Source organism: Luteibacter sp. (genome assembly GCF_035539195.1).
In the GTDB taxonomy this organism is placed as follows: domain Bacteria; phylum Pseudomonadota; class Gammaproteobacteria; order Xanthomonadales; family Rhodanobacteraceae; genus Luteibacter.
Window position 1 is genome coordinate 205,701 of record NZ_DATLIW010000036.1, and the last position, 19,493, is coordinate 225,193.

The window sequence follows — 19,493 nt, forward strand, 5'->3', positions numbered from 1 at the left end:
GGACCTCGGATCCGGTTTTCGGCATCATGCCATGCCCTGAAGGGCCGGGTGCACGACCTTGCCACCCTCGATGTTGATACCGCCAGCCAGTGCCGCGTGGTCGCGCCACTCGTTGCCGGCGGCCAGGCGCTGCACGTACGGCAGGATCGCCGCCGAGATGGCGGTGGACGAGGTCTGCGGGACGGCGCCCGGCATGTTGGTCACGCAGAAATGCGTCACGCCGTGGACGTCGTAGGTCGGCTCCTTCCAGGTGGTCGGACGCGAGGTCTCGAAGCAGCCGCCCTGGTCGATCGAGATGTCGACGAGCACCGAGCCCTTCTCCATCGTCTTGACCATGGCTTCGGTGACTACGCGCGGGGCCTTGGCCGACGGGATCAGCACGGCACCGACGACGATGTCGGCGTTGCGGACTTCCTCGGCCACCGACGACTCATACGCGTACAGCGCGGTGACGTTCGGGCCCATCGCCATCATTTCGGCGAGGCGATCCTGGCGCTTGTCGAAGACGACCACGTTGGCACCGGCCGACGCGGCCAGGGCGGCGGCGTTACCGCCGGCGGCGCCGGCGCCGAGGACGACGACCTTGCCACGCGGGGTGGAGGCCATGCCGCCGAGCAGCTTGCCCTTGCCGCCGTTGGGCTGGTGCAGGAGGGTGGTGCCGATCTGCGTGGCGATGCGGCCGGCGATGACCGACATCGGCAGCAGCAGCGGCAGCACGCCGTTTTCGTCGACGGACTCGAAGGCGATACCGGTCAGGCCGATGTCCAGCAGGCTCTTGGTCAGCGCCGGCTCGGCAGCCAGATGCAGGTAGCAGAACAGCAGGTGGTGCTTCTTGAGCAGCTTGAGATCGCCCTCGATCGGCTCCTTGACCTTGACGATCAGTTCGCCCTTCTCATACAGCGCGGCGGCGTCGGGAACGACGGTCACACCCAGCTGCGAGTAGTCGGCGTCCGCGTAGCCGCTCTTGGTGCCGGCGCCGGACTGGATGAAGACTTCGTGGCCACGACGGACCAGATCGGCCGCGGCGGCCGGGATGAGGGCCACGCGGCCTTCGAGGGTCTTGGTTTCGGAGGGGATACCAATGCGCATCTTGAGGAGGATCCTGAATGAGAATAAAGCCGCCCCGTGGGGACAAGGCGACAGCCGTCATTGCATCAATGTCTTGAATCGCACCCCGGTCTTCCCCATTCTTCCGGGTCGACACACCTCGCAAACCCTCGACACGGCTTCAGCATCCTGCCGCAAGAGGCTAGCGGTACGACCGAAACACGCCGCAGTAAACCTCAAGGATTATACATGAGCACCCCCAAGCACAGCCGCCTGCTGATCCTCGGCTCCGGCCCCGCCGGCTACACGGCCGCCGTCTACGCGGCGCGCGCCAACCTCAAGCCGACGATGATCACCGGCCTGGCGCAGGGTGGCCAGCTCATGACCACCACCGAGGTGGATAACTGGCCGGGCGACGAAAAGGGTGTTCAGGGTCCTGAATTGATGCGGCGCATGGCCGAGCACGCCGAGCGCTTCGAAACCGAGATGGTTTTCGACCACATCCACAGCGTCGACCTGGCCCAGCGTCCGTTCCGCCTGAAGGGCGACAGCGGCGAGTACACCGCCGACGCGCTGATCGTCACCACCGGCGCCACCGCCAAGTACCTGGGCATCGCCTCGGAAGAGAAGTTCAAGGGCCGCGGCGTCTCCGCCTGCGCCACCTGCGACGGCTTCTTCTTCCGCGAGCAGGACGTGGTCGTGGTTGGCGGCGGCAATACCGCCGTGGAAGAGGCGCTGTACCTGGCCAACATCGCCCGCAAGGTCTACCTGGTCCACCGCCGCGACAAGTTCCGCGCCGAAAAGATCATGCAGGACAAGGTGTTCGAGAAGGTCGCCGCGGGCAAGATCGAGCTGCTCTGGAACCACCAGGTGGACGAGATCCTCGGCGACGACTCCGGCGTCAACGGCGTGCGCGTCAAGGACGTCCATTCCGGCGTGAAGCGCGACCTCGAGGTCCAGGGCTTCTTCGTGGCGATCGGCCACACCCCGGCCACCGGCATCTTCGAAGGCCAGCTCGAGATGAAGGACGGTTACATCCAGATCCAGTCCGGCCTGCACGGCATGGCTACCGCCACCTCGGTACCGGGTGTGTTCGCCGCCGGCGACGTGGCCGACCACGTCTACCGCCAGGCGGTCACCTCGGCGGGCTTCGGCTGCATGGCGGCGCTGGACGCCGAGCGCTGGCTCGACCAGCAGCACATGTTGACCTGACCGGAACCGGCCCCGCGCCTCGCGCACGGGGAAACCGCCGCATGACCGGCATTCGTTTCCTCGACAGCCTTGGCGGCATTCCTGCCGCCGACTGGGACGCGCTTGTGCCCGACGGCAACCCGTTCGTCTCGCACGCCTTCCTCAGCGGCATGGAAGCCAAGGGTTGCCTGCGCGAAGACTACGGGTGGCGGCCGTACCACCTGGCCATCTTCGACAGCCACGAACGCCTGGTCGCCGCCGCGCCCACCTACCTCAAGGGCAACTCGCATGGCGAGTTCGTCTTCGACTGGAGCTGGGCCTCGGCCTGGGAACGCGCCGGCGGCGAGTACTACCCCAAGTTGCTGGTCGCCTCGCCCTACTCGCCCGTGCCGGGCCCGCGCCTGCTGGTTCGCGATGGCATGGAGGCCGAGATCCTGCGCAACCGGCTCACCGCGGCCCTGGTGGACGAAGCGGACCGTCTGGGCCTTTCCTCGATCCACGCCAACTTCCTCGCCGATGCCGATCTCGACGCCTTCGACGATCGCTGGCTGGTGCGCGCCGACTACCAGTTCCATTGGCATAACCGCGACTACGCCGACTTCGACGCCTTCCTCTCAGCGTTGAAGGCGAAGAAGCGGAAGAACATCCGCCAGGAGCGCGCGCATGCGATGGCCTCCGGCCTGCACATGGAAATGCGCGGCGGCGACGAACTCTCCGACACCGAGTGGCGGCAGATCCACGCGCTCTACGAACTCACCTTCGACATGAAGGGCAACCACGCCGCGCTCACCGCACGTTTCTTCCAGTATCTCGGCCGCACGATGGGCCCGAAGGTGCAGGTGGCGATGGCGCGCGACGATCGCGACATCGTCGCCATGGCGCTGTTCCTGCGTGGTGGCGATGCGTTGTACGGCCGCTACTGGGGCGCGAGCGTGGAAGTCTCCGGATTGCATTTCGAACTCTGCTATTACCGCGGTATCGACTATGCGATCCGCGAAGGCATCGCGCGTTTCGAACCCGGCGCGCAGGGCGAACACAAGCTGGCCCGCGGCTTCCTGCCGACGCTGACGCACTCGCGGCATTACATCGCCCATGAAGGGTTTCGCCGGGCCGTGGCGGCTGCGCTCGAGCAGGAGGCGCAGCATCGCGACGCCTATCGCGACGAACTGCTCGCGCATTCGCCGTACGCGGACCGATGATCCGCCTGCCGCAACTCAATCCCCTGCGCCCCGGCCTCTTTCCGGACCCGGAGGACGCGCTCGTCGAGCCCAACGGCCTGCTCGCCTGGGGCGGCGATCTGTCGGCGGAGCGTCTTCTGGCCGCCTATGGGCAAGGCGTGTTCCCGTGGTTCAACGAAGACGAACCGATCCTGTGGTGGTCGCCCGATCCACGCTGCGTGTTCCACACCGACCATGTCCACATCAGCCGGAGCCTGCGCAAGCAGCTGTCGAAGTCGAACTGGCGGCTCACCGCGGATACGTCGTTCACCCGCGTCATGCGTGCCTGCGCGGCGCCGCGCAGCGGTGCTGCCGGCACCTGGATCGGCGAGGACATGATTGCCGCCTACGAAGAGTTGCATCGGCAGGGCCATGCGCACAGCGTCGAGGTGTGGGACCGCGGCTCGCTGGTCGGCGGGATCTATGGCGTGGCGGTGGGCCGGCTGTTCTGCGGCGAATCGATGTTCTCGGCACGCACCGGTGGCTCGAAGGTCGCGTTGGCCGGCATGTGCCAGTTGCTGCACCGCTGGGGCTTTCCCTTCCTCGATGCACAGGTGACCAACGATCACCTGCTGTCGATGGGCGCGGTGGAGATTCCGCGGCGCCAGTTCGTCGCGCAGGCCAAGCGCCTGGCGACGATCCCGGGCCTGGTCGGTTCGTGGGTGAGCCACCCCATCGCCCTGCCCTGACCTGCTCCATGTAGGGCTACTTTCCGTGGGGGCCACTTTTTGTGGGGGCTGTTTTTTTGTGGGGGCCACTTTTTGTGGAAGCTGTTTTTTTGCGGGAGTCACTTTTTGTGGGAGCCACTTTTTGTGGAAGCTGCTTTTTTGTGGGAGCCGCTTCAGCGGCGAAGCTTTTGCCGGGGAAGAGCATCGCCGCTGAAGCGGCTCCCACAAGAAGCCCATCTCCCAGGAGAAACCCACCTCCCACAAGAAGCCCACCTCCCAGGAGAACCCCATCTCCCACTACATGTACCCGTCCTACCGCATGCACCTGCCCTACCGCATGCACCTGCCCTACCGCTCGCGATGCCCGCTCATCTCCGCCCCGGCATTGCGCGGCAACAACAGACATACCGGCGCCGCGATCAGCGACACCAGCGTCACCACGATAAACGCCACGCTGAAATCCGGTAGCTGCGCATGCTCGTGCCCGTTCCACGTGACCGACACGTGCAGTGCCGCGGCGGCCACGCAGATGCCGAGCGACAGCATCAGCTGCTGGAACGTCGTATAGAAGCTCGTCGCACTGGAGAAGCGCTCGCTAGGCACGTCCGCGTAGGCCACCGTGTTGTACGCGCTGAACTGCAGCGACTGGAAGAAGCCGCTGAGCAGGAGGACGGTGTAGATCGTCCACAGCGGCCAGTCGGGCCGGAAGGCCGCGCACAAGGCGACGCAGACCATCGACAGCACGCCGTTCCAGACCAGGGTGGCGCGGAACCCCCACTTGCGCAGCACGGGTGCGGCGGTGGCCTTCATCAGCATGGCGCCGAGCGCGGATACGAAGGTCACCACGCCACTGTGCGCGGCGGAGAAGCCGAAACCGATCTGCATCATCAACGGCAGCAGGAAGGGCACCGAACCGGCCGTGATGCGCGTGAGCGAACCGGCGATCACCGAAAGACGAAACGTGGTGAAGCGCATCAACGAGAGATCGAGGATGGGATTGGCCACGCGTTTCGAATGCCACACGTACACCGCGCCGACGGTCAGGCCGCCAAGGATCAGGCCGGCCGAGCCGGACCCTGCCGTACCACCGCGACTGGCCATCTCCAGCCCGAACACCAGACACGACAGCGATATCCCGGAAAGCACGAAGCCGACGCGATCGAAGCGTTGCCGCTCCGCGATACGCACGTCGGGCACGTACTTCGTCGCCAGCCACATGCCGGCGATACCGATCGGCACGTTGATGTAGAAGATCCACCGCCACGACGCCCAGGTGACGATGAAGCCACCCAGCGGCGGCCCGATCACCGGGCCGATCAGCGCGGGCACCAGCAGCCACGACATCGCACTGACCAGCTCGGACTTCGGCACGGAACGCAACAGCACCAGGCGTCCGACCGGCACCATCATCGCCCCGCCCATGCCTTGCAGCAGGCGCGAGAGCACCAGCAACGGCAGGTTGCCGGAGAGGCCGCAGAGGATCGAGCCGATGGTGAAAAGCAGGATGGCCGAGCGGAAGACGTTGCGCGAACCGTAGCGATCGGCGATGGCGCCGCTGGCGGGAATGAACACGGCCAGGCTGAGCATGTACGAGGTGAGCGCCACGCTCATGTGCAGCGGCGATACGTCGAACGACTCCGCCATGGAAGGCAAGGCCGTCGCCAGGATGGTGCCGTCCAGCTGCTCCATGAACATCGCGCTCGCGATGATCAGGGCTACGGTGCGGAAGCCAGGGGCGGGAGTCATCCGGGGAGGGTTTGCGGGGGAGCGCATAGTCTGCGCCCGCAAGGATCAAAGGTCGAGTGAACGTAAACTTAGGAAGCGCCGTTCGTCGCCGCTGAAGGGATCGATGAAGGAGAGCTCGCGCGCGAGCAGCTGGAGCGGCTCGCTGAAATCGGCGGCCTCCTCGCGCAGCACGGGATAGAGTGGATCGCCCAGGATCGGCGCACCGAGTCCGTCCATGTGCACGCGCAGCTGATGCTTGCGCCCGGTGACCGGCTCGAGGCGATAACGCCAGACGTCCTGGCCGCGCTCGATCACATCCACGTGTGTCGTGGCATTCGCCGGGCCATGCACCTCACGCGAACGGAAAAAGGGCTCGCCGCGTTCGATGCGGCTGCAGCGGGTCAGCGGGAAGGCATGCCCGGGGAGCGGCGCCGCCAACGCTTCATAGGTCTTGGCGATGGCGCGCTCGCGGAACAGGCGCGTATACGCGTCGCGGCTGGACGGCCGTGCCGAGAACACCACGAGGCCGGCCGTGCTGCGATCGAGCCGGTGCAGGGCGACGAGGTCCGGATTGCCCAGGCGACGCACCAGGCGCACCGACAAGGTCTCCTCCACATGGCGCCCGGCCGGCATCACCGGCAGGAAGTGCGGCTTGTCGGCCACGACCAGATCGTCGTCCTGATAGACGATGGTTTCCTCGAAAGGAATCCGTGGCTCGTTAGCCACCTCGCGCCGGTAGACGACCACGTCGCCCGGCCGGTAGGGGGTGAGGCGGTGCACCGCGTGGCCGTCCGTCTCGACGAGCCCGCGCTCCATGCGGTCCTCCCAGGCGTCGCGGCCGATCGCGGGGAAGCGCTCGCAGAGGAAGTCGAGCACGCTGGGCCAACCACCGGGGGGCAAGGCGATCCTGCTGAGGGGCATAGGGTCCATGGGTCAATCCTAACCTCGCCGGCGCATGGGCCGCCAAGTGTTTCCGGCCAGGCCGGGGCTTATACTGGCGCGGCCTCCCCCTATCGAGACACCCGCGTGATCGGCCGGTTCTTCAGGAAGTTGTTCGGCGGCAGCGCGCCTCCCGCCCGCGCCGTCGTGCCCGTGCGCCCTGTCGTGGCCACCACGCCGGTGGCGATCGACGCGGCCGTGGTGGAAGCACCGGTGAGCGCGCTGGCCGCGGAAGAAATCGAGGACCGCTTCTATCGCCTGATACTTGGTCTCGCGCCATCGGACGACGCCGCCTTCTCGCCGGCCGAGCAAAGCGTGCTGCGCCGCGTGCGCGATGCCTTCGGCGGCGAGCGCTTCGACGTCGGCTCCTTGCCCCGGCTGCCTTCGGTCGTGCCCCAACTCATGCGCTCTTTGCGCAACGACGACACGGACAGCCACGCGCTCGCCGAACTGATCGCCCGCGACACCGTGCTGGTGGGCGAGATCGTGCGCGTGGCGAACAGCGCCTTCTTCAAGACCGCGCGCCCGGTGACCGGTCTGCCGCAGGCGATCACCCTGCTCGGCCAGGACGGCCTGCGTCGCGTGGTGATGCAACTGGTGATGCGTCCCATCCTGCGTACCAACATGGGCGGCGCCAGCCAGCACGCCGGCGAGCGCCTGTGGGAGCACGCCGAGCGCTGTGCCCGCGCGTGCATCTACCTGGGCCGCGACGTATGCGACCCGTTCGAAGCCTTTCTGGCCGGCCTGATCAGCCAGACCGGGGCGCAGACCATCCTGCTCGAACTGGAAGAACAGAACGACACCCGCGCGACGGCCTTCAGCCGCCCCCTGGTCGTCGCACTGGCCCAACAGATCGAGCGGCTGTCACTGCACGCGGCGCGTCACTGGGCGTTTCCCTCGCGTGTGGTCCAGGCACTGGCCGAGCGCGCGGATCCCGCCGACGCCGGTGCGCGCACGCCGCTGGGGCGCGCCCTGCTTGCCGCAAGCCGCGTCGCGATGCTCGATGTGCTGATCGAACAGGGCCTGGCCGACCCGGACTCCGCCCTGCTGGCGAGCCCGGGCCAGGCATTCACCCAGGCGCAGCTGATCGCCTGCCGCGACGCGCTGCGAACGGCGGCGCCGGCCGAAGCCTGAGCGCCGCCTGGAGGATCAGCGGCGGACGCCCGTCGCGACCACGTCCGCCCAGAGCTGGTCGGCCAGCTGGGTGGAGGCACCGGTGATCAGCGCCGGCACGATCGTGTCCAACCGCGGCGGATCGGACAGCACGGGGGCGGTCTGACTGACGTGGTACGCCTTCGAGGCGACGATCCCGCGGGCGACGATGCGACAGTTCACGGTGAGATCCATGGTCACCACCGAGGGCTCGCCGTCCGGCGTGCGTACCGCGGTGTTCTGCTGCAGGCCACGGCAGCCGATGATCAGGTCGGTGAAGTATTTCGGCTGCAGCGAGCTGCGCAGCACTGCCTCGACAGCGGAAGCGATATCCGGCGTCACCTGCACCTTGGCCGAGCCGGGCAGACCACCGACACCGATCACGCTGTCGCCCTTGTTCTCGACCGTGAGCCAGGGCGAGGCCGGGCTGGCGGCCACCGTGCGGCTCATGTCGCTTTCGATCATGGCCTTGCCGCCGCAGGCGGACAGCATCATTGCCGCGGTGACGACCACCGCGCACTTGGTTACAACGAACTTCATCACGTGCTCAAACCCCTGTTTTCCCCCAAGACAACCTTCCCAATCTACCGGCTGCCAGGCGCAGCGGCAACCGGTCGGGCGGGTGAAGGGGCTCATCGGGCCCGCTAAAGCACCGTTACGTGACGCCGATATCCTTTTCGACCCGACCGCGCGAGCGGTTATGATGCCGGTCTGATCCCTGGCAGGACCTCGCCCACGATGTTTTCCGCTCGACCGACTTCCGCTGGTGGAACAGACGCGCTCGCGCGCCTGTCCTGGCAAGACTTCGAGCACCTCCTTGCCGAGCATTACCGCGCCCAGGGTTACCGTGTGGAACACCACACCCCTGCCCGCTCCCTGAAGACGCTCGCCGACGGCGTCGACCTGCGCCTGAGCCGGGGCAACGAGTCCATCATCCTGCAGTGCAAACACTGGGACGCCCTCGAAGTCGAGGTGCAGGAAGTCAACGAGCTGCTCAGCGTGATGCTCAACGAGGCGGCCACCAAGGGCATCCTCGTCACACGCGGCCGTTTCAGCGCCGAGGCGATCAACGTGCAGCGCCGCCAGCCACGGCTGCAGTTGATGGACGGCGACGTACTGCGCGTGCTGCTGAAGCTGCCCGACCATCTCGATGCCTCGGTGCCCGGCAAGGCCACGGCGTCACCCGTCGTGAAGCACAGCGCGAGGGCGGCCCGACGCCGCGGCGCGTCGTCGCAGGGATCGCGCCTGCTACCGGCGCTGCTCGGCGTCGGCATCCTCGTCCTGCTGGCACTGTTTGCCTGGAAGGTCATGTCGCGCCGCGATGCGGCGGTCGACACGGCGCCAGCCGACACACCGACCGCTGCAAAATCCGCAGTGGTCCCAGGCCCGATCAAGGATCTGCCGCCTGCGCCGCCACCGCCGCTCAGTGGCGCCTCGGGCATCGTCTCCGTGCCTGGGTCGTCGGGCCTGCCCCCGCCGCCGACGCACGAACTCCAGGAACGCCAGCGCCTGCTGGAACAGGCCGCGCGCGACCGCGCCTCGCAACACAAGAACGAAGACGGCCTGAAAGTGCTCGAGAAGAATACGCGCGAGCTCGGCTCGGACCACTGACAGCGGCGTCGCCGCGCACGATCGCGACGTCGTTTCGGCAAGCACGTGGCAAGTGATTCTTTCCTTGCAGATCCTCCCGAAAACGTGCCGGACTTCGGACGCGTTGCAGGCGCGCATTCTCACGAATGAATAACGCCAGGCGGCCTAGCCTTTTCCATCTCAGGGACACGGGGAAACATCGAGTCTTCGGCCTCGATCACTTGGACAAGGAGATAGCCATGTCGACATCACGTAGCCTCCCGCCGCGTCACGGATCACGCTTCCTGCTCCTGCTGATGGCCCTGTTGGGGATTGCACTGGCAGTAGCCGTACCTTCGGCAGCCCATGCCAACGCCGCCGTCTGCGCCGTGGGCAGCCATAGGGCCAGCTGGTCACCAGGCGTCACCAACGCGGTTGAGCAGCACGTTGTGACGACGGACACGGACTGGAGTTGCGTGCAAGTTCAGTTAGGACTACCCCTCAGCACAACCGCATCGTCCCACGCGGAATTCACCGCTCCGTTCTCATGCGTGAACCTTTTCTCGACCGAGCCGACCACGTGGACGATCGACTGGGCCGACGGGCGCGCGCCGGCAACCAGCACCTTCAACTTCACCGCGACCGCCGTACCGGTCGATGGCAACCTGGTGATTACCGCGACCGGAAGCATCACCTCCGGACGCTTCAATGGCCACCGGGCAACGTCGGAGTTCATTCTGGCAAATCTTGCCGCTACGCTGAACGGCCAGTGTGCCTCGCCCAATGGCGTAACCAACGCCAGCGGTCTGGCCACGCTCGTCGTCCTGTGACATAGCGGCATCCGGCCCGGCCAGGGAAGTGGCCGGGCCGACGCATCGACAAGGAAGTTCGGCCATGGTCACCCTCTGCCGCCCCGCGGTCGCCGTCCCCGAGCACGTCATCACCCTCGATGACACGCTGCGTCTGGCACGCGACCTGCACGCAAGCCACGATCAGTTGCCCTTGGTACTGCGCCTGATCAAGAACACGCAGGTGGCCAAGCGCCACTTGGTCCAGCCCATCGAGACCACGCTGAAACATCCCGGCTTCGAACAACGCAACGCGGTGTACGTGCGCGAGGCCAAGGCCCGCCTGCCCGACGTCGTCGCACGCGCGCTGGTCCACGCCGAACTGGCCGCCGATCGTATCGATGCGATCGTGTTCGTCTCCTGCACCGGCTTCACCATGCCCTCGCTGATCCCCTGGATGATCAACGAGCTGGAATTCCGCAGCGATACGCGCCAGTTGCCCATCGCGCAGATGGGCTGCGCCGCCGGCGGCGCGGCGATCAATCGTGCCCACGATTTCTGCCTCGCCTACCCCGGCGCACATGTTCTCGTCGTGGCATGCGAATTCTGTTCCCTTTGCTATCAACCGACCGACCTGGACGTCGGCAACCTGCTTTCGAATGGCCTGTTCGGCGACGCCATCGCCGCAGCCGTCGTTCGCGGGAACGGCGGCTCGGGGCTGCGCGTGCTCGGCAATGGATCTCGGCTGGTGCGTGACACGGAAGACTGGATTTCCTACGCCGTCAAGGCGACGGGCTTTCACTTCCAACTGGACCGTCGCGTACCGGGCACGATGGAACAGCTCGCCCCGGAGCTCCGCTCGGTAGCGGCGGAGTATGGATGGGACGCCGGCGCTCTGGACTTCTATATCGTCCATGCCGGCGGCCCGCGCATCCTGGACGATCTGTCGCATTTCCTCGGTGTCGAATCGGGGATGTTTCGCCACAGCAGGGCCACACTGACCGAGTACGGCAACATCGCGTCCGCCGTCGTGCTGGACGCGCTTGGCCGGCTGTTCGAGGCGGGCGGCGTTGCCCAGGGCGCTCGCGGCCTCATGGCGGGATTCGGCCCCGGCATCACTGCCGAGATCACCCTCGGCACCTGGTTTGGCCCATCCGCGAGCCGTAAGCCACGCAGCCATCACCTTATCGGCAAGGAAGCGACGACATGAGCAACCACGAACTGCGCGCCTGCGCCCAGCCCTTTCTCCTCGGCGGCGAGCTGAAGGTCAACCGGATGGGATATGGCGCCATGCACCTCACCGGTTACGGCATGTGGGGACCACCCGCCGACGAACGCAACGCGATCCAGGTGCTGCGCCACGCGGTGTACGAACTGGGCATCAACTTCATCGACACGGCCGACGCCTACGGCCCGGGGGATAACGAGGAGATCATTCGCAAGGCCTTGTATCCCTACCCCGACGACCTGGTGATCTGCACCAAGGGCGGCATGTTGCGATCGGGCGAGCTGGACTGGATCCACGACGCGCCTGGCGCGCCCTATATCCAGCCCCTTGGCGACCCCCGCTACCTGCGCCAGCAGGTCGAATTGAGCCTGCGCCGACTGAAAGTGGACAGCATCGCCCTTTACCAACTGCACAGCATCGATCCGAACGTGCCGCTCGCGGAGAGCCTCGGCGAACTGGTGCGGCTGCAGGAGCAGGGCAAGATTCGCCATATCGGTCTTTCCAACCAGCCCGGCGTGAGCATCGCACAACTGCTCGAAGCGCAGAGAACGGCACGGATCGTCGCGGTCGAGAATCTGTATAACGTCGCCGATCGCGCGGACGATGAGGTTCTGGAGTACGCGACACGCAACCATATCGCCTTCATCCCCTGGTTCCCGCTCGGTCACGGCGGGCTGGTCGGCGCCGAGAGTCCGCTGGCTCCGATCGCCGAACGATGGGGCATCACGCCCTCGCAGCTCGCCCTTGCCTGGCTACTCAACCGCTCGCCGGCCGTCCTGTTGATTCCCGGCACCACCTCGGTGCGGCATCTCAACGAGAATGCCGCCGCCTCGGCCGTGGCCCTCGATCCACCGGAAGTACGCGCCATTGCCGAGGCCGTCGACCGTGTCGGCTTGCCCGGCTGGCGCCCCGTTCGCGACGCGCCCCCGGTCGCCGCCCGCTGATATCGCCCAGGTGCCGCCATGTCCAGCTTGCATCCCAACATCGCCATGCTCGCCGACGTCTACGACGACCTCCGCCAGATCGACCGGTATGCCGACGACGATATCGTGCTGCACCTGGCCCAGCGCAGCGGCAGCGCCGGGCCCACGCTTGCGCCCCTTCGCGGCAAGGCGGCCGTCCTCAAGCAGATGCATGCGTTGCTTCGCGACAGCGCCGACACACTGACGATGCAGGTCGAGAGCATCGTCGCCAACGATTATTTCGGTGCCGTGCTAGGGAGCATTCGCGCGAGGCGCGACGATAGCGAGATCGCCATGCCATTCTGCGGTTTATGGCGCTTTCGTGACGGACGCATCCTCGAGCACTGGGAGAATGCCTACGACATCGAAGCCCTCGATGCCTTCATGCAGGGCAAAGGTCCCGATCGGCACGAATGGGTGCGACCCTCGAGAGCGGTCGAGCGACGCAAATAAGGCCCGTTCTTTCACGCCCACGCAATCCCGTACCGCCTAGGCTGGAGGGCGAACCCGCCGCCTGGAAGTCCTACCCATGTCCGAGACGCTTGCGCCCGACCTCCTACGCCGCATGCACGCCTATTGGCGTGCCGCCAACTACCTCACCGTTGGCCAGATCTACCTCCGTGACAATCCCATGCTCGAAGAGCCCCTGACCAAGGAGCACATCAAGCACCGCCTTCTGGGCCACTGGGGCACCACCACCGGCCTCAACTTCATCTACACCCACCTGAATCGCGCGATCGTCGAGCGCGATCTCAACATGATCTACGTGATCGGCCCCGGCCACGGTGGCCCCGGCCTGGTGGCGCACACCTACCTCGAAGGTTCCTACACCGAGATCTATCCGCATATCGACCGCAGCGTGGCCGGCATGCGCGAGCTGTTCCGCCAGTTCTCCTGGCCGTATGGCATTCCCAGCCATGTCGCGCCGGAAACGCCGGGCTCGATCCATGAAGGTGGCGAGCTCGGCTACTCGCTGTCCCATGCCTTCGGCGCGGCCTTCGACAATCCCGACCTGATCGTCAGCTGCGTGGTCGGCGACGGCGAGGCCGAAACCGGTGCGCTGGCGACGAGTTGGCACTCGAACAAGTTCCTCAATCCCGTGCGCGATGGCGCGGTGCTGCCGATCCTCCACCTCAACGGCTTCAAGATCGCCAACCCCACGGTGCTCGCCCGCATCGAGCCGGAGGAACTGCGCGACCTCATGCGCGGCTACGGCTACGAGCCGCACTTCGTCGAAGGCCACGAGTTCGAACCGATGCATCAGGCGTTTGCCGCGGCGCTCGACACCTGCCTGGACGAGATCAAGCGCATCCAGACCGAAGCCCGCGAAGGCAAGGCCGCGGACGCCAGGCGCCCGCGCTGGCCCATGATCGTGCTGCGCAGCCCCAAGGGCTGGACCGGCCCGAAGGTGGTCGATGGCAAGCCGGTGGAAGGCACGTGGCGCGCGCACCAGGTGCCCATCGACAAGTTCGACAAGGAGGGCCACCTGCGGATCCTCGAAGACTGGATGAAGAGCTACGACGCGCACGAACTCTTCGACGAGCATGGCCGCTTCCGCGAGGAGTTCGCCTCGCTCGCGCCGCGTGGCCAGCGACGGATGGGCATGAACCCGCACGCCAACGGCGGCCTGCTGCTGAAACCGTTGCACATGCCGCACTTCCGCCCCTTCGCCGAGGACGTCAAGAAACCCGGCGATCACAAGGCCGAAGCCACGCGCGTGCTCGGCAAGTTCCTGCGTGGCGTGATGCAGCAGAACATGCAGACATTCCGCCTGTTCGGCCCCGACGAGACCGCGTCGAACCGACTCGAAGCCGTCTACGAAGCCAGCGGCAAGACCTGGCTGGCCGAGTACGAAGCGGTGGACGAGAACCTCTCACCGGACGGCCGAGTGATGGAAGTGCTCAGCGAGCACCAGTGCCAGGGCTGGCTGGAAGGCTACCTGCTCACCGGCAGGCACGGTTTCTTCTCCTGCTACGAAGCCTTCATCCACATCATCGACTCGATGTTCAACCAGCATGCGAAGTGGCTGAAGGTGACCCGCACGATGTCGTGGCGGCCACCGATCGCCTCGCTCAACTATCTGCTCAGCTCACACGTGTGGCACCAGGACCACAACGGCTTCTCGCACCAGGACCCGGGTTTCATCGACCACGTGGCGAACAAGAAGTCCGAGATCGTCCGCGTGTACCTGCCACCGGACGCGAACTGCCTGCTCTCCGTGGCCGACCATTGCCTGCGCAGCCGGCATTACGTCAACGTGATCATCGCCGGCAAGCAGCCGGACTGGCAGTGGCTGGACATGGAAAGCGCGGTGCGGCATTGCACCGCCGGCGCCGGCATCTGGTCGTGGGCCAGCCGCGGCCAGGACGATCCCGACGTGGTGATGGCTTCCGCGGGCGATGCGCCGACGGTGGAAGTGCTCGCGGCGATCATGCTGTTGCGCGAATACGTGCCGGACATCCGTATCCGCATGGTCAACGTCGTCGACCTGATGTCGCTGGAAACGCCGGACGAGCATCCGCACGGCATGGACGACGACGTATTCGACGACCTGTTCACCAAGGACAAACCGGTGATCTTCGCCTTCCACGGCTACCCCGGCATCATCCACAAGCTCACTTACCGCCGGCACAACCACGACAACATCCATGTGCGCGGCTACAAGGAAGAAGGCACGACGACCACGGCGCTCGACATGATGGTCCTGAACAACATGGATCGCTTCCAGCTCGCGCTCGACGTCATCAATCGTGTGCCGCGCTTCGCCGGCGAACGCGAGAAAGCCACGCAGCGTTACTGGTCCGACATCCAGCGCCACAAGCTCTACGTCAGCGAGCACGGCCAGGATCTTCCCGACGTGCGTGACTGGCAGTGGCAGGCCGAGGAGACCGCCGGGTGAGCGGCGTCGCGGGCCATGTGCTCGCCCTCAACACCGGCTCCTCCTCGCTGAAGTATGGGCTGTATCGGGTGGATGGCGACACCTGCGAAGCCCTACTGACCGAGCAGACCGAATCGGCGGGCGCCGGCAGCGACCCGATCGCGACCATCGTCGGCAGCCTGCGCGACCGGGGGCTGCCGCCACCCGATGCGATCGGCCACCGCCTCGTGCATGGTGGCCCGAACGTGCGCGCGCATGCGCGCATCGACGAGCAGCTGATGGTCCACCTCGACGAGGCGCGCGCCTTCGCGCCCCTCCATGTTCCGGCGGCCGTGCAGATGGTGAAGCGTTGCCGTCTTGCCTTCCCCGGCGTGCCGCAAGTCGCGTGCTTCGACACCGCCTTCCACGCGACCATGCCCGAGGTGGCCCGCACCCTGCCCTTACCGGCGGACCTGCGGGCGGGCGGCATCGAGCGTTACGGGTTCCACGGATTGTCGTACGAGTCGATCGTGCGGCAGCTCGGCGCGGCGCTACCGTCCCGGCTGGTGATCGCGCACCTGGGTAACGGCGCGAGCCTGTGTGCGGTGCGCGATGGCAAGTCGATCGATACGACGATGGGGCTCACGCCGACCGGCGGCATCGTGATGGGCACCCGCCCGGGCGATCTCGACCCCGGCGTGTTGCTTTACCTGATGCGCGAACGCGACTTCGACGCCAAGCGTCTGGAAACCCTGGTCGATCGCGAGTCGGGATTGAAGGGACTGTCGGGCGGCACGAGCGACATGCGCGAGCTGCATACCATGGACAACACGGCTTCGCGCCTTGCGCTGGATGTCTTCGTGCACGTGGCACGCAAGCACATCGCAGGGATGATCACCTCGCTCGGTGGCATCGACCTGCTGGTCTTCACCGGCGGCATCGGCGAGAACGACGCAGTCACCCGCGACGCCATCCTCGCCGGCCTGCAGTGGATCGGCGACTTCGATTCCCGCGTCATCCCCACCGAAGAGGATGAACAGATCGCCCGCCACACCTGGAAACTGGCCGGCTAGCCAACTCGTGCCCGGCAGAAGCCGACTCTGCAGGAGCCAATGCATCGCCAATGCGCTTTCTGTAGGAGCCGATTCATCGGCGATGCTCTCTGTGTAGGAGCCGATTCATCGGCGATGCTCTCTGTAGGAGCCGATTCATCGGCGATGCTCAATGTGGGAGCCGATTCATCGGCGAATGGGTGCTCGCCGCACCCTTACGGCCGCTTCGCGGCCATCGCCGCTGAAGCGGCTCCCACAGACAGCTCCCACGGCCAGCTACCACAGACAGCTCTAACGGCCAGCTGGAACGGCCAGCTGGCACGCACAGCTCCCACAGACAGTTGGCACCACCGGCGATGCTTTTAAACGACCACCACGGGGATCTTGCCGATCCGTGACTGCCATTCCTTCGGGCCGGTCAGGTGTACCGACGAACCGGCGCTGTCGACAGCCACGGTCACCGGCATGTCCTTCACTTCGAACTCGTAGATCGCTTCCATGCCGAGGTCTTCGAAGGCCAGGACACGCGACGCCTTGATCGCCTTCGACACCAGGTAGGCGGCGCCACCGATGGCCATCAGGTAGACCGCCTTGTTGTCGCGAATCGCCTCGATAGCGGTCGGACCACGCTCGCTCTTGCCGACCATGCCCAGCAGGCCGGTCGTCTCGAGCATCTGCCGGGTGAACTTGTCCATGCGCGTGGCCGTGGTCGGGCCGGCAGGACCGACGACTTCGTCACGCACCGGATCCACCGGGCCCACGTAGTAGATGAAGCGGTTGGTGAAGTCGACCGGGAGCTGTTCGCCACGGTTGAGCATGTCGATCATGCGCTTGTGCGCGGCGTCGCGACCGGTGAGCAGCTTGCCGTTGAGCAGGATGGTCTCGCCCGGCTTCCAGCTCTGCACTTCTTCGCGGGTGATCGTATCGAGGTTCACGCGACGACCCTTGGACGAGTCGTAGGTGAGCTTCGGCCAGTCTTCCAGCGACGGCGGATCCAGCGCGACCGGGCCCGAGCCGTCGAGCACGAAGTGCGCGTGGCGGGTGGCGGCACAGTTCGGGATCAGCGCGACCGGCAGGTTGGCCGCGTGGGTCGGGTAGTCCTTCACCTTGATGTCGAGCACGGTGGTGAGGCCACCCAGGCCCTGCGCGCCGATACCGAGGGCGTTGACCTTCTCGTACAACTCCAGACGCAGTTCCTCGGCACGATTGGACGGGCCGCGGGCGATCAGGTCGACGATGTCGATCGGCTCCATCAGCGCCTCCTTCGCCAGCAGCATCGCCTTCTCGGCGGTGCCGCCGATACCGATGCCGAGCATGCCCGGCGGGCACCAGCCGGCGCCCATGGTCGGCACCGTCTTAAGCACCCAGTCGACGATGGAGTCGGACGGGTTGAGCATGGCGAACTTGGACTTGGCTTCCGAACCGCCGCCCTTGGCGGCGACGATGATGTCGACGGTGTCGCCGGGCACGATGGAGACATTGACCACGGCCGGCGTGTTGTCGCGCGTGTTCATGCGCTTGCCCGCCGGATCGGCGAGCACGGAGGCGCGCAACTTGTTGTCCGGATGGTTATAGGCGCGACGCACGCCTTCGTTGACCATGTCCTCGACGCCCATGGTGGCGTCGTCCCAACGCACGTTCATGCCCACCTTGAGGAACACGGTGACGATGCCGGTGTCCTGGCAGATCGGCCGATGGCCCTCGGCGCACATACGCGAGTTGATCAGGATCTGGGCGATGGCGTCCTTGGCAGCCGGCGACTCTTCACGCTCGTAAGCGGCGGAGAGATTCCGGATGTAGTCGACCGGGTGGTAGTACGAGATGTACTGGAGGGCGTCTGCGACGCTCTGGATGAGGTCGTCCTGCTTGATCGAGGTCATGGCGCTGCGGCTGGCTCGCGAGGCTGGCAAAGCGGGCATTTTAGCGCACCTGCCGGTGTAAGGTGCCGGGATGATGGCCGGTCTACTCCCGGCAACCCGAAAAACACGGAGTTTCCATGCGCAAGATCCGCCTCGTCTTCCTCGCCCTGTGCGTTGCCCTGGCCTCCCTGGCCGCGGCCGGCACGGCGACGGCCGCCCAGACCGCGCCCGAGTTCGCCGGGATCGCCAAGTGGCACAACTCGCCGCCGCTGACCATGAAAGGGTTGCGCGGCAAGGTGGTCCTGATCGATTTCTGGACGTACTCCTGCATCAACTGCCTGCGCACCCTGCCCCATGTCACCCACTGGTACGACCAGTACAAGGACAAGGGCCTGGTGGTGATCGGCGTGCATTCGCCGGAATTCCCCTTCGAGAAGCAGGAAGGCAACGTGCGCGATGCCATCGCCCGCTTCGGCATCAAGTACCCGGTGGCCCAGGACAACGACCTGGAAACCTGGGACGCCTGGGACAACAAATACTGGCCGGCCGAATACCTGGTGGACCAGCGCGGCAACGTCGTCGCCCACCACTACGGCGAAGGCAACTACATGGACATGGAAAACGCCATTCGCACCCTGCTCGGCCTGCCCCGCCTGGCAGATGCCGCGGCGGAAACCGACAAGGATGCGCCGGACTTCGCCCAACTCGGCTCGCCGGAGATGTACTTCGGCGCCGACCGCAGCGAGAACAACGCCAGCCCCGAGGGCAAGGACACCGGCACGCGCGCCTTCACCGCCCCCTCGCGCCTGGAGCTGAACAAGTTCGCCCTGGTCGGGCGCTGGGAGATCGGTCGCGACAACGCCAGCCTGGTCGGCGCCGGCGGCGAGATCCGCCTGCATTTCAAGGCGAAGAAGGTCCACATGGTTGCCAGCGCCAACGATCCGATCGCCGTGGAAGTGGCCGTGGACGGCAAGCCCCAGCCACCCGTCACGGTGCAGGCGAGCAAGCTGTACACCCTGTTCGACGGCGACGGTTACAAGGATCACGTCCTCACCATCACGATCCCGAAGGCCAATTTCCATATGTTCACCTTCACCTTCGGCTAAGACCCCGCCCCCCCCTTGTGGGAGCCGCTTCAGCGGCGACAAAACGCTCGCGACACACCCCTGAAATCGCCGCCAAAGCGGCTCCCCCCACAGAGCGGCCGAGTCGGAGGCTATTGCCAAGAGTGTTTCTTAA

17 protein-coding genes are annotated in these 19,493 nt (G+C 66.0%); 12 read left to right on the forward strand and 5 right to left on the reverse strand.

Annotated features, from left to right (window positions below):
* Positions 1 to 24 precede the first annotated feature (24 nt).
* Positions 25 to 1,089 carry an alanine dehydrogenase gene (locus tag VM621_RS14895; RefSeq protein ID WP_325469741.1) on the reverse strand — a complete coding sequence of 355 codons (1,065 nt, stop codon included), beginning with the start codon at positions 1,087 to 1,089 and terminating at the stop codon, positions 25 to 27.
* A gap of 207 nt (positions 1,090 to 1,296) precedes the next feature.
* Here VM621_RS14895 and trxB point away from each other — a divergent pair, with 207 nt between their 5' ends.
* Genes trxB through aat form a run of 3 tightly spaced genes read left to right on the forward strand, consistent with a single transcriptional unit; the run spans position 1,297 to position 4,144 of the window.
* Positions 1,297 to 2,259: a thioredoxin-disulfide reductase gene (gene trxB / locus VM621_RS14900; protein WP_325469742.1), complete on the forward strand. Its 963-nt coding sequence runs from the start codon at positions 1,297 to 1,299 to the stop codon at positions 2,257 to 2,259.
* A 41-nt stretch (positions 2,260 to 2,300) separates the two neighbouring features.
* The gene (locus VM621_RS14905) at positions 2,301 to 3,437 is read left to right on the forward strand and encodes a GNAT family N-acetyltransferase (protein ID WP_325469743.1); all 1,137 of its coding nucleotides are present in this window, start codon (positions 2,301 to 2,303) and stop codon (positions 3,435 to 3,437) included.
* Positions 3,434 to 4,144, forward strand: coding sequence for a leucyl/phenylalanyl-tRNA--protein transferase (aat, locus tag VM621_RS14910; protein ID WP_325469744.1), 711 nt, complete (start codon positions 3,434 to 3,436; stop codon positions 4,142 to 4,144). Before VM621_RS14905 ends, aat begins: the two co-directional genes overlap by 4 nt.
* 327 nt (positions 4,145 to 4,471) lie before the next feature.
* Here aat and VM621_RS14915 read toward each other — a convergent pair whose 3' ends face one another.
* Both VM621_RS14915 and VM621_RS14920 read right to left on the reverse strand, forming a co-directional pair.
* Positions 4,472 to 5,911, reverse strand: a complete 1,440-nt coding sequence (locus VM621_RS14915) for a DHA2 family efflux MFS transporter permease subunit (RefSeq protein ID WP_414674546.1) — start codon at positions 5,909 to 5,911, stop codon at positions 4,472 to 4,474.
* Between the two features lie 3 nt (positions 5,912 to 5,914).
* Positions 5,915 to 6,778, reverse strand: a complete 864-nt coding sequence (locus tag VM621_RS14920) for a pseudouridine synthase (RefSeq protein ID WP_414674547.1) — start codon at positions 6,776 to 6,778, stop codon at positions 5,915 to 5,917.
* Between the two features lie 96 nt (positions 6,779 to 6,874).
* Between VM621_RS14920 and VM621_RS14925 the strand changes: the two genes are divergently transcribed.
* On the forward strand, positions 6,875 to 7,921 hold the full coding sequence (locus tag VM621_RS14925; RefSeq protein WP_325469746.1) for an HDOD domain-containing protein: 1,047 nt from the start codon (positions 6,875 to 6,877) through the stop codon (positions 7,919 to 7,921).
* Between the two features lie 15 nt (positions 7,922 to 7,936).
* On the opposite strand, the gene VM621_RS14930 is transcribed toward VM621_RS14925, so the two are convergent.
* Positions 7,937 to 8,482: a hypothetical protein gene (locus tag VM621_RS14930; protein WP_325469747.1), complete on the reverse strand. Its 546-nt coding sequence runs from the start codon at positions 8,480 to 8,482 to the stop codon at positions 7,937 to 7,939.
* A gap of 195 nt (positions 8,483 to 8,677) precedes the next feature.
* On the opposite strand from VM621_RS14930, the gene VM621_RS14935 reads away from it, so the two are divergent.
* From VM621_RS14935 to VM621_RS14965, 7 genes are all read left to right on the forward strand, one after another.
* Positions 8,678 to 9,550, forward strand: coding sequence for a restriction endonuclease (locus VM621_RS14935; RefSeq protein WP_325469748.1), 873 nt, complete (start codon positions 8,678 to 8,680; stop codon positions 9,548 to 9,550).
* 218 nt (positions 9,551 to 9,768) lie between these two features.
* A complete protein-coding gene (locus VM621_RS14940) occupies positions 9,769 to 10,338 on the forward strand; it encodes a hypothetical protein (protein WP_325469749.1) in 570 nt (189 codons plus the stop codon).
* Between the two features lie 64 nt (positions 10,339 to 10,402).
* A complete protein-coding gene (locus VM621_RS14945; protein ID WP_325469750.1) occupies positions 10,403 to 11,506 on the forward strand; it encodes a type III polyketide synthase in 1,104 nt (367 codons plus the stop codon).
* Positions 11,503 to 12,468: an aldo/keto reductase gene (locus tag VM621_RS14950; protein ID WP_325469751.1), complete on the forward strand. Its 966-nt coding sequence runs from the start codon at positions 11,503 to 11,505 to the stop codon at positions 12,466 to 12,468. Before VM621_RS14945 ends, VM621_RS14950 begins: the two co-directional genes overlap by 4 nt.
* A gap of 18 nt (positions 12,469 to 12,486) precedes the next feature.
* Positions 12,487 to 12,939, forward strand: a complete 453-nt coding sequence (locus VM621_RS14955) for a nuclear transport factor 2 family protein (protein WP_325469752.1) — start codon at positions 12,487 to 12,489, stop codon at positions 12,937 to 12,939.
* 76 nt (positions 12,940 to 13,015) lie between these two features.
* The gene (locus VM621_RS14960; RefSeq protein ID WP_325469753.1) at positions 13,016 to 15,385 is read left to right on the forward strand and encodes a phosphoketolase family protein; all 2,370 of its coding nucleotides are present in this window, start codon (positions 13,016 to 13,018) and stop codon (positions 15,383 to 15,385) included.
* Positions 15,382 to 16,416 carry an acetate/propionate family kinase gene (locus VM621_RS14965; RefSeq protein ID WP_325469754.1) on the forward strand — a complete coding sequence of 345 codons (1,035 nt, stop codon included), beginning with the start codon at positions 15,382 to 15,384 and terminating at the stop codon, positions 16,414 to 16,416. Before VM621_RS14960 ends, VM621_RS14965 begins: the two co-directional genes overlap by 4 nt.
* Before the next feature lie 341 nt (positions 16,417 to 16,757).
* On the opposite strand, the gene VM621_RS14970 is transcribed toward VM621_RS14965, so the two are convergent.
* On the reverse strand, positions 16,758 to 18,275 hold the full coding sequence (locus VM621_RS14970; RefSeq protein ID WP_325469816.1) for a fumarate hydratase: 1,518 nt from the start codon (positions 18,273 to 18,275) through the stop codon (positions 16,758 to 16,760).
* 116 nt (positions 18,276 to 18,391) lie between these two features.
* On the opposite strand from VM621_RS14970, the gene VM621_RS14975 reads away from it, so the two are divergent.
* Positions 18,392 to 19,360: a thioredoxin family protein gene (locus VM621_RS14975; RefSeq protein WP_325469755.1), complete on the forward strand. Its 969-nt coding sequence runs from the start codon at positions 18,392 to 18,394 to the stop codon at positions 19,358 to 19,360.
* Positions 19,361 to 19,493 lie beyond the last annotated feature (133 nt).

What these genes read in the sequence shown, in the direction of transcription:
- VM621_RS14895 (WP_325469741.1), bottom strand. Translation starts at nt 1,089, where the DNA reads ATGCGCATTGGTATCCCCTCCGAAACCAAGACCCTCGAAGGCCGCGTG.
- trxB (WP_325469742.1), top strand. Translation starts at nt 1,297, where the DNA reads ATGAGCACCCCCAAGCACAGCCGCCTGCTGATCCTCGGCTCCGGCCCC.
- VM621_RS14905 (WP_325469743.1), top strand. Translation starts at nt 2,301, where the DNA reads ATGACCGGCATTCGTTTCCTCGACAGCCTTGGCGGCATTCCTGCCGCC.
- aat (WP_325469744.1), top strand. Translation starts at nt 3,434, where the DNA reads ATGATCCGCCTGCCGCAACTCAATCCCCTGCGCCCCGGCCTCTTTCCG.
- VM621_RS14920 (WP_414674547.1), bottom strand. Translation starts at nt 6,778, where the DNA reads ATGGACCCTATGCCCCTCAGCAGGATCGCCTTGCCCCCCGGTGGTTGG.
- VM621_RS14935 (WP_325469748.1), top strand. Translation starts at nt 8,678, where the DNA reads ATGTTTTCCGCTCGACCGACTTCCGCTGGTGGAACAGACGCGCTCGCG.
- VM621_RS14940 (WP_325469749.1), top strand. Translation starts at nt 9,769, where the DNA reads ATGTCGACATCACGTAGCCTCCCGCCGCGTCACGGATCACGCTTCCTG.
- VM621_RS14945 (WP_325469750.1), top strand. Translation starts at nt 10,403, where the DNA reads ATGGTCACCCTCTGCCGCCCCGCGGTCGCCGTCCCCGAGCACGTCATC.
- VM621_RS14950 (WP_325469751.1), top strand. Translation starts at nt 11,503, where the DNA reads ATGAGCAACCACGAACTGCGCGCCTGCGCCCAGCCCTTTCTCCTCGGC.
- VM621_RS14955 (WP_325469752.1), top strand. Translation starts at nt 12,487, where the DNA reads ATGTCCAGCTTGCATCCCAACATCGCCATGCTCGCCGACGTCTACGAC.
- VM621_RS14960 (WP_325469753.1), top strand. Translation starts at nt 13,016, where the DNA reads ATGTCCGAGACGCTTGCGCCCGACCTCCTACGCCGCATGCACGCCTAT.
- VM621_RS14970 (WP_325469816.1), bottom strand. Translation starts at nt 18,275, where the DNA reads ATGACCTCGATCAAGCAGGACGACCTCATCCAGAGCGTCGCAGACGCC.
- VM621_RS14975 (WP_325469755.1), top strand. Translation starts at nt 18,392, where the DNA reads ATGCGCAAGATCCGCCTCGTCTTCCTCGCCCTGTGCGTTGCCCTGGCC.